Consider the following 8,943-nt stretch of genomic DNA (forward strand, 5'->3'; position numbering starts at 1 on the left):
GTGAGAGGAATAGCGAGCACCAGTCCAATCGAAGCTACCAAGGTGCGTACTATTTCTTCTGATATCTCTCCTACTAATAAGAAATCGATAAACCCGCGGTCGATAAAAGATGCCGCCATTAGCAAGGGTAAAGCCGTGCCCACATAGGCAAAAGCGAGAGTATAGACCGTAGAGGCGATATGGTCCCGCCCCACCGTCATCCCTTGGCGTATTAAAGAAGCCCGCGTGGCATGCGGATTAGCCGCATGAAGCTCCCAGACCGTAGATACCTGCGTAATAGTAACGTCGTTTAATGCACCCAGACCAGCTAGAAGCATGCCAGCCAGTAGTATCTGCTGCATCGATATCCCGGGCACCATTCCCGATATGAGCAGAGACTCATGGCTAAAAGTGCCGGTAAGTTTAGCTTGCCCGATAGTTAGCCAAGCAGTAAATCCCGTAATAATTAAGCCAGCAAAGGTGCCGAGAATCGCCGTAGTAGTGCGAATAGAAACCCCGTGCGCCAAATATATAGAAGCAAACATCATGGCACCGGCACTGAGCACTACTACTAATACCGCATTCTCTCCGCTCAGCAGAGCGGGCATCATAAATAGAACTACTACCCCTAAAGATACGAAAAGCCCCAGCATAGCGGCCAAGCCTTTTCCGCGTGCCACTACCGCCACTACTAGAAGATAGAGCAATATTAAAAGCAGCATCGGCACGCCGCGCACAAAATCGGCAAATACATAGGAGCCAGCCGCGGAAGTATCGCCTGCTTCCTCTGGCGGCAAATCTGCCTTTGCTGCCTCCGATTGATTAGTAGAATTCAGAGGTAAATAATCCGCAGTATTAGGGGTATATATAGCTCGTACTTTGTCCCCTACAGCTAAATCGTTTTCCACTATTTCTAACGGCACGGAAAGAGCTACTTCTTTACCGGCAGTTCTCATTTCCACTGGTGTCTGCCCATATTTATCGGTAGCACCAATATGAGTAACTTCGCCAGTCACTAAAGTACTACCCTCTGCCACCAGCGGCTGCTGAATAATCTCCTGATTTGGCCAACAGTAAATTATTCCGATTAGAGTAAGCACGGCTAGTGGCACCACTAAAGCCGCCAATATGAGGCGCACGCGCCGCCGCGCCGAAGGCGGTAGCGAAAGCGCTCCTCCGCCGTGGGAATGACCAACAATAGGCGTGGAAGAAACAGAAACAGAGGTAGCCATAGGCTTAAGGCCTTAGCAGCCTAATAATTTTCCAGCTAAATAATCTTTAACTTCCGCTACCGGAATCCGAATTTGCTCCATCGTATCGCGATCACGAATAGTGACCGCGTTATCTTCTAAGGAATCGAAATCCACTGTGATACAGAAAGGAGTACCTATTTCATCCTGCCGGCGGTAGCGCCGCCCCACAGCTCCCGCGTCGTCGAATTCTACATTCCAGTACTTACGCAGTTCTGCAGCTATTTCGCGCGCCAAAGGAGAGAGTTTCTCAGAGCGGGAAAGCGGTAGTACCGCCGCTTTCACCGGCGCTAACCGCGGATCAAGGCGCAAGAAAATACGCGTATCTACTCCCCCTTTAGTATTGGGAGCTTCATCCTCGGTATAAGCTTCTACGAGGAAAGCCATCATCGAACGGGTGAGCCCCGCGGAGGGTTCTACCACGTAGGGCACGTAGCGGGTGCCGGTAGCTTGGTCGAAGTAATCCAAACGCTTACCCGAAGCAGTGGCATGGGCAGAAAGATCGTAATCCGTACGATTGGCAATTCCCTCTAGCTCGCCAAAATCACTGTTCGGGAAGCCAAAGCGATATTCAATATCCACTGTGCGCTTAGAATAATGCGATAGCTTTTCTTTTGGATGCTCATATAGGCGCAAATTTTCTTTTGCGATTCCTAAATCCATATACCAAGCGAGGCGGTCATCGATCCATTTTTGATGCCAAACCTCATCTTCTCCCGGAGCTACGAAATATTCGATTTCCATTTGCTCAAATTCGCGCGTACGGAAAATAAAATTCCCGGGCGTAATCTCATTGCGGAAAGATTTTCCTACCTGCGCAATTCCAAAGGGCGGTTTTAAGCGAGAAGTGGTGAGCACATTCGCAAAATTCACAAAGATACCCTGCGCAGTTTCCGGGCGCAAATAATGCAAACCGGATTCATCATCTACGGCTCCTAAATAAGTCTTCAACAAACCGGAGAACGGCTTCGATTCCGTCCACTGCCCGCGCGTACCACAATTCGGGCACGGCACATCCGCTAGCTCTACTTCCGATTCAGCTTTCTGCTTCCGCGCCGCATAATCTTCTATTAATTCATCTGCCCGCAGGCGCTTATGGCAGGAAGTACATTCAGTGAGCGGATCGGAAAAAGTAGCCACGTGACCGGAAGCTACCCAGATTTCCCGCGGAAGAATAATAGAAGAATCCAGACCTACTACATCCGGGCGCGAAGTGACGTTAGTGCGCCACCACTGCCGCTTGATGTTTTCTTTAAGCTCTCCCCCGAGCGGGCCGTAATCCCAGGCCGAGCGGGTGCCGCCGTAAATCTCACCAGCGGGAAATACGAATCCGCGTCTTTTGGCGAGGGAAATTACTTTATCTAATTTGGATGGGCCTGGTTTTGCCATTATTACTAACTCCTTATAAATTTTCGCATCTGGCTGATGCAAAAAATCTTTTTGGCTTTCTACCAGAGAGCACTACTTATGAAATTACCTCTCTGCCTAAGTATTCTACGCAAAATACCGCAGTTTCGCCTTCTCTGACCGGCGCGAAGAAGTGAACTCTATCAATTTTTCTATCTTTCCCTGGGCGCTGCGCCTTTCCGGAAGCACTCTGCCACTTTTCTGCTATTTACGGTAAAATAGTGGGAAAATCAATAAGCGCTATTATTTCTGGATGGGCACTATGCAACGAATGACGAAACAACGCAGTGCTATTTTCGATTTGCTGCATAACGAAGCAGGGTTTCTTTCTGCACAAGAAGTATATGAAAAATTGCGCGCACAGGGTAGCGACGTCGGGCTAGCTACCGTATATCGAAATTTACAGACTCTGGCTGATAATAAGCAGGTCGACGTACTGCGAGCCGAAGATTCCGATATTCAGCTTTTTCGCTATTGCCACGAAGATACCCACCATCATCACCTAGTATGCCGTGCTTGCGGGAAGACGGTAGATATATCTTGGAAAGATTTTGAATCTTGGGCGCGGCAAATTGCCCAGGAAAATAATTTTTCCTCGGTGTCCCATTCTTTAGAGCTCTACGGCATCTGTGCAGATTGCACGCCCGTAAGTGACGCTGAATAAATCTAATTTCCGTATCGCCCTTTTACATATGTATACTTAGCTGCTCTACAAGGCAGCCACCGGAGAAATTTTGGAGATTTTGGAGGAAAAATCCATGGAAGAATGCACGCTACGCCTACCCGTAAAATTAGGGCAGTTTCTAAAAATAGTGAATTGGGCCGAAAGCGGCGGAGAAGCGCGCGCTCTTATTCAATCTGGAGCTGTGGAGGTAAACGGAGTGCCCGAAATACGCCACTCGCACCGGCTGCAGGCGGGAGATGTAGTGACGTTAAAAGTAGAAAATGGCATGCCAACTACAGTGACCGCTAGTTATCGGCTGGTGGCACAATAAAATCGGCAATGCGAGCTATAAACCCGTATTGACTATAAACCGTATTGACTATAAACCCCTTATTGGAGACAATCCCGGCCGAGCAGCACTTTTAGATCACTAAATAAACTCTGGCAATTGCGCACTTGAAAACGTTCCCCTAGTTCTACCAGCGTGGTAGCGTCTCTTCCTTGCACATGCAGCCGTACGGGCGCTTCTCCTGGATACTGCTGTAGTAAATCCACGAGTCGATTCATCAACGGCTCGGTACATATACGCTCCGCAAGGCGTAAATCGACCGGCGTATTATCATTTAATTCTGCGGGCGGGAGAGAAATATTGCGGGCATTTAGTTGTAAACCGCCGTCTCGAATAGAAAGACGTGCTTGTACGACTACTACCGAATCCGGCATAAGCAGTGGCGCCACTTTTTGGTAGGTAGCTGGGAAACAATTCACTTCTATCGATCCAGTGAGGTCTTCGAGCATTATTGTGGCCCAAACTCGCCCATTTTTCTTAGAAGCTTTTGTATCTATGGAAGTAATAATTCCTGCTACTACTACCTCTACTCCGTCTGCCAAAGTGTCATCTTCCAACAAACGCACCACATTAGTATCAGATACGCGCGCCAGCAAATCTTCCATTCCGGAAAGCGGATGATCTGATACGTATAGCCCCAGCATTTCCTTTTCCAAATCCAGTTTTTGCTTTTTCTCCCATTCTGGTAAATCGGGGATTTCCACATCGAAGCTGGTCTCCAACTGAGTTTCTCCCCCTCCAAAGAGATCGAATTGCCCGACTGCTTCATTCTTTTTCACATCGGAAATCGCCCCGACAGCTTGTTCCGCAATACTGAGCAAAGCGCGGCGCGTATGCCCGAGCGAATCGAAAGCTCCAGCTTTAATTAGCGATTCCAGTGAGCGTTTATTACAGACAGCTAAGGGTACTTTGTCGAGGAAATCTAGGAAAGAAGTAAAAGCGCCTTTTTCTTCCCGCGCCCGAATTATCCCCTCGACTACATTTGCTCCCACATTGCGCACTGCCCCGAGCCCGACGCGAATTTCTTCACCGACCGCCCAATAGGTAGCCCGTGATTCATTTACATCCGGTATCAATACCGGAATTTGCATCCGGCGGCATTCCGCAAGATAGGAAGCTATTTTATCGGTCTTCCCCGTATTGGAAGTGAGAAGAGCTGCCATGAATTCTGCCGGGAAATGAGCTTTCAGATAGGCAGTTTGATAAGAAACCAGAGCGTAGGCTTCCGAATGGGACTTATTGAATGCGTAGGAAGAAAAAGGCACCAAAATTTCCCAAAGCGTATGGATAGAATCCTGCGAATACCCATTTTTCTCCATGCCAGCTGCGAAACTAGAGAACTGCTTTTGCAGCACATCTGCTTTTTTCTTCCCCATCGCTTTTCGAAGAATATCTGCTTGCCCGAGCGAAAAACCGGCAAGTTTTTGCGCAATCCGCATCACTTGCTCTTGATAAACTATCAAGCCGTGCGTCTGGCCGAGAATACTCTCTAAATCAGTAGCTAACTCCGGATGAATAGGAGTTTTTTCCTGCAGTCCGTTTTTCCGCAGTGCATAGTTAATATGTGATTTTGCCCCCATCGGCCCCGGGCGATAAAGAGCAGAAACTGCAGATATATCGGCAAATCTATCCACCTGCATCTGCTTGAGCAAAGCGCGCATTCCGCTACTATCCAGCTGAAATATTCCCAAAGTATCAGCGCGGCGCACCAACTCATAGGTTTTTGCATCATCTAATTCGATATTATCTATATCAGGTACTTCTTTACCATTCTCGCTGATATTACGTAAAGCATCATTAATTACCGTCAAATTAGAAAGACCGAGAAAATCCATCTTTATAAGCCCGAGTTCTTCACATTCCGGGTACTCAAACTGGGTGAGAATCAGATTATCTTTCGCATTTTTCATCAACGGTATGACGTCCGTAAGTGGCTGCGAAGACATAATTACTGCACAGGCGTGCACACCGGTCTGGCGAGTAAGCCCTTCCAGACGCAGCGCTAAATCATAGACATTTTTCGCATCCGCATCACTGTCGATAACTTCCCGAAACTCTACTCCTTCGGCATAACGCTCGTGGTCTTGATTGTGAATATCTTTTACCGGCACCGTCTTACCCATCACATCCGGCGGAAGTGCCTTTGTGAGGCGATTTCCCATTTCATAGGGATATCCGAGGACGCGCGCTGCATCTTTCAAAGCTTGCTTCGTCTTAATCGTGCCGAAAGTGACCACCTGGGAAACATTATTTTTTCCGTACTTATTCTCCACATAGGCAATCACTTCATCACGCCGGCGATCATCGAAATCGATATCTAAATCCGGCATAGAAATACGCTCTGGATTGAGGAATCTTTCGAAAAGTAAATCGTGTTTAATAGGGTCAAGTTGCGTAATACCGAGTGCATAAGCCACCATGGAGCCAGCACCGCTGCCACGCCCGGGCCCGACCCGGATATCTTGTGCGCGTGCCCACCGAATATAATCTGAAACCACTAAGAAATATCCGGGGAAGCCCATCTTTACGATTACTTCTACTTCATAATCGGCTCTTTCCCGTACATGAGCCGGAATCTGCTCCCCGAAACGCTCATGCAGCCCTTTTTCTACTTCCTGAATAAACCAGCTAGTTTCGCTTTCTCCTTCCGGGGTAGGAAAAGTAGGCATATAGTTTGCCCCCTCTGCCACGGTCTGAAAAGAGATATCACATCTTTCTGCTATGAGGAGTGTATTGCGGCAGGCTTGCGGATGATCACGAAATAAATCGTACATTTCCGCTGCCGAGCGAATATAGTACCCCGTGCCGTCAAATTTGAAACGATTTGGGTCAGAGAGAATTTTTCCCGAATTTACGCACAATAACGCATCTTGCACCGGCGCATCTTCTTTGCGCACGTAATGTGAATCATTAGAAGCCAATAACGGAGCATCTATTTTCTTTGCCAGTTCCAGCAAATCTGTAATTACTCGGCGTTCAATATCGATACCGTGATCCATTATTTCTACGAAAAAATTATTCTTCCCAAAAATATCTTGGAGCTCTCCGGCCGTGCGCAAAGCTTCATCCATCTGCCCCAGACGAATCCGAGTCTGCACTGCCCCAGAAGGGCAACCCGTAGTTCCAATTAGACCGGAGTGGTAGCGCTGCAGTAAATCTAGATCCATCCGCGGCCATTTACCGAATTGCCCTTCGATAGAAGCCTGCGAGCTCATCCGAAATAGATTGTGCATGCCCGTATTGTTTTCGCTTAGTAGCGTCATATGCGTATATATACCGCCCGCCGATACGTCATCATTTTTCTGTTCCTGCTGCCCCCACTGCACCCGCGTCCGATCAAAACGGGAAGTACCCGGAGTCATATAGGCTTCAATGCCAATGATTGGCTTTACTCCCGCTTTTTGTGCCGCTTTCCAGAATTCAAAAGCTCCATGCATATTACCGTGATCAGTGATTGCCACTGCCGGCTGGCCTTGGTTTGCCACCTCTTGCACTAAATTATTTATTCGCGAAGCGCCATCGAGCAAGGAATAATCAGTGTGATTGTGCAGGTGTACGAAATTTTCTGATGAAGCCATATTTCCAGTTTAGGGGGTAGAAAATAAAAAACGAAGTTAAAGCGCGCCCGCGCGCATCTGCTCTAGGACTGTCTGCAGTTCGGGGGCGTAGGCAGATTGAAAACTCACATATTTACCGCTTACGGGATGTAAAAAACCCAACTTTACGGCGTGTAGCCATTGCCGATCTAAATTTAATTTTTCTGCCAGCACCGGATCTGCTCCGTAAGTAGTATCCCCTACACAAGGGTGATTGAGCGCCGCCATATGTACCCGTATTTGGTGGGTGCGCCCCGTTTCTAAATTTATAGAGAGTAGAGTGGCACCGGCCATTGCTTCGAGAGTGTCGTAGTGCGTAATGGCATGCTTTCCTCCCTCTTGCACGCCCATCTTCCACTGCTGGCGGTAGTCACGCGCAATCGGCGCATCAATAGTGCCGAATAACGGATCAGGATGCCCCTGCACTAAGGCATGATAAGTCTTATCTACGGCTCGCTCTTTGAAAGCGCGTTTTAAATAGGAATAGGCTTTCTCCGATTTCGCCACCACCATGCAGCCACTCGTGCCCACATCGAGACGGTGCACTATTCCTTGCCGCTCCGGCGGGCCCGAAGTGGTGAGTTTAATTCCCATGGCAAGTAAAGCTCCCAATACGTCTGGGCCGGCAAAATTAAGAGAAGCGTGGGCAGCAACTCCCGCCGGTTTATCTACCACCACGATATCCGCATCTTGGTAGATGATTCCTAAATTAGGTACGGGAGTGGGCACCGGTTCAAAAACAGTGGGAGCCGGAATATCAGCTTCCAGTATCTGCTCACCACTAAAGCGAAAAGCCGATTTGGTGATTATTTTCCCATCGACGCGCGTATTTCCTTCCTCAATGAGGGTTGCGGCTTTGCTGCGGGAAATTCCGGCAAAGCGGGCAAGTACCGCATCTAAACGCTGTTGCGCGAAATCAGCTGGTACCGGATACACTTTTTTCACCAATTTACTGCCGCTCTCCTTTCGCTTTTAACACCGGGAAATTATGCCGCCGCCCTTTCCAAAGCTCCCAGAGTAAAAATAAAATTACTCCTAGCACGAGCACGATATCGGCTATATTGCCCACAAACCAACCGTTGTAATTAATAAAATCTACTACTTTTCCACTTCCGATCTGGCTACTGCGCGCTAGGCGATCTCCGAGATTTCCCGCTGCTCCAGCCCAGATAAAAGTAAGAGCTAATACTGGCAGCGCATGCTGATACTGCCTTATGAACAGGGGCATTGCTAGAACTACTAAAGTCGCTAAAATCGTGAATATCCACGGCTTATCCGCCCCGAAAGAAAAAGCCGCTCCGGCGTTGTGCGTTAGCTGCAAACCGAGGAAATCACCAAAAATTGGGAGCCGATCCTCGAAACTCAAATGAGTAAGAGCCCAAGCCTTAGCCAGCTGGTCAATTAAAATTAATACTCCCCACAGCAGCAAAATTACTATCCAGGCGGATTTACTTTTTCGCACGGCTATATTCTAGCAATGTAAAAGGGAGGGCGCGCTTTCGCACCCTCCCTTTTTAGAAAAAACTCGCCAACTAATTAAATATCAGAGCCTTGCGGATTCTGTGAATTTACATTGTTGAGCAAAGACTCCAGATAGCTCTTTAAGCGTGTGCGGTAATCCCGCTCAAAATCACGCAGCTCGGAAATCTTGTGCTCCATCACGGAACGCTCTTCTTCCAACTTAGCCACGGTGCGGCT

At 48.2% G+C, this 8,943-nt stretch carries 7 protein-coding genes and 1 pseudogene; 2 read left to right on the top strand and 6 right to left on the bottom strand.

Translation table 11 applies throughout. The annotated features are described in order from the left end of the window. Window positions 1-1,211: YibE/F family protein (locus Q0X35_RS04950; protein ID WP_297566155.1), on the bottom strand; the 1,211-nt coding region annotated here is incomplete at its 3' end. 12 nt (window positions 1,212-1,223) lie between these two features. Beyond that, window positions 1,224-2,618, bottom strand: a complete 1,395-nt coding sequence (locus Q0X35_RS04955) for a glycine--tRNA ligase (protein WP_297566157.1) — start codon at window positions 2,616-2,618, stop codon at window positions 1,224-1,226. A 271-nt stretch (window positions 2,619-2,889) separates the two neighbouring features. On the opposite strand from Q0X35_RS04955, the gene Q0X35_RS04960 reads away from it, so the two are divergent. Beyond that, on the top strand, window positions 2,890-3,300 hold the full coding sequence (locus Q0X35_RS04960; protein ID WP_366084469.1) for a Fur family transcriptional regulator: 411 nt from the start codon (window positions 2,890-2,892) through the stop codon (window positions 3,298-3,300). 94 nt (window positions 3,301-3,394) lie between these two features. After that, window positions 3,395-3,631 (top strand): RNA-binding S4 domain-containing protein, encoded by a 237-nt coding sequence (locus Q0X35_RS04965; protein WP_297566159.1) that lies wholly within the window; start codon window positions 3,395-3,397, stop codon window positions 3,629-3,631. 59 nt (window positions 3,632-3,690) lie between these two features. On the opposite strand, the gene dnaE is transcribed toward Q0X35_RS04965, so the two are convergent. The 4 genes and pseudogenes from dnaE to Q0X35_RS04985 form a co-directional block, all read right to left on the bottom strand. Beyond that, window positions 3,691-7,227, bottom strand: coding sequence for a DNA polymerase III subunit alpha (dnaE, locus tag Q0X35_RS04970; protein ID WP_297566161.1), 3,537 nt, complete (start codon window positions 7,225-7,227; stop codon window positions 3,691-3,693). 36 nt (window positions 7,228-7,263) lie between these two features. Then, window positions 7,264-8,193: an RluA family pseudouridine synthase gene (locus Q0X35_RS04975; RefSeq protein WP_297566163.1), complete on the bottom strand. Its 930-nt coding sequence runs from the start codon at window positions 8,191-8,193 to the stop codon at window positions 7,264-7,266. Window position 8,194: 1 nt separating this feature from the next. Continuing rightward, a complete protein-coding gene (gene lspA / locus Q0X35_RS04980; RefSeq protein WP_297566164.1) occupies window positions 8,195-8,707 on the bottom strand; it encodes a signal peptidase II in 513 nt (170 codons plus the stop codon). Window positions 8,708-8,781: 74 nt separating this feature from the next. Next, window positions 8,782-8,943 (bottom strand): annotated as a pseudogene (locus tag Q0X35_RS04985) (cell division protein DivIVA); the annotation flags it as partial.

Source organism: uncultured Arcanobacterium sp., from assembly GCF_947253055.1.
GTDB lineage: Bacteria > Actinomycetota > Actinomycetes > Actinomycetales > Actinomycetaceae > Arcanobacterium_A.

Coding starts and splice junctions, on each gene's coding strand:
- Q0X35_RS04960 (WP_366084469.1), top strand. CDS start 2,890: ATGGGCACTATGCAACGAATGACGAAACAACGCAGTGCTATTTTCGAT.
- dnaE (WP_297566161.1), bottom strand. CDS start 7,227: ATGGCTTCATCAGAAAATTTCGTACACCTGCACAATCACACTGATTAT.
- Q0X35_RS04965 (WP_297566159.1), top strand. CDS start 3,395: ATGGAAGAATGCACGCTACGCCTACCCGTAAAATTAGGGCAGTTTCTA.
- Q0X35_RS04955 (WP_297566157.1), bottom strand. CDS start 2,618: ATGGCAAAACCAGGCCCATCCAAATTAGATAAAGTAATTTCCCTCGCC.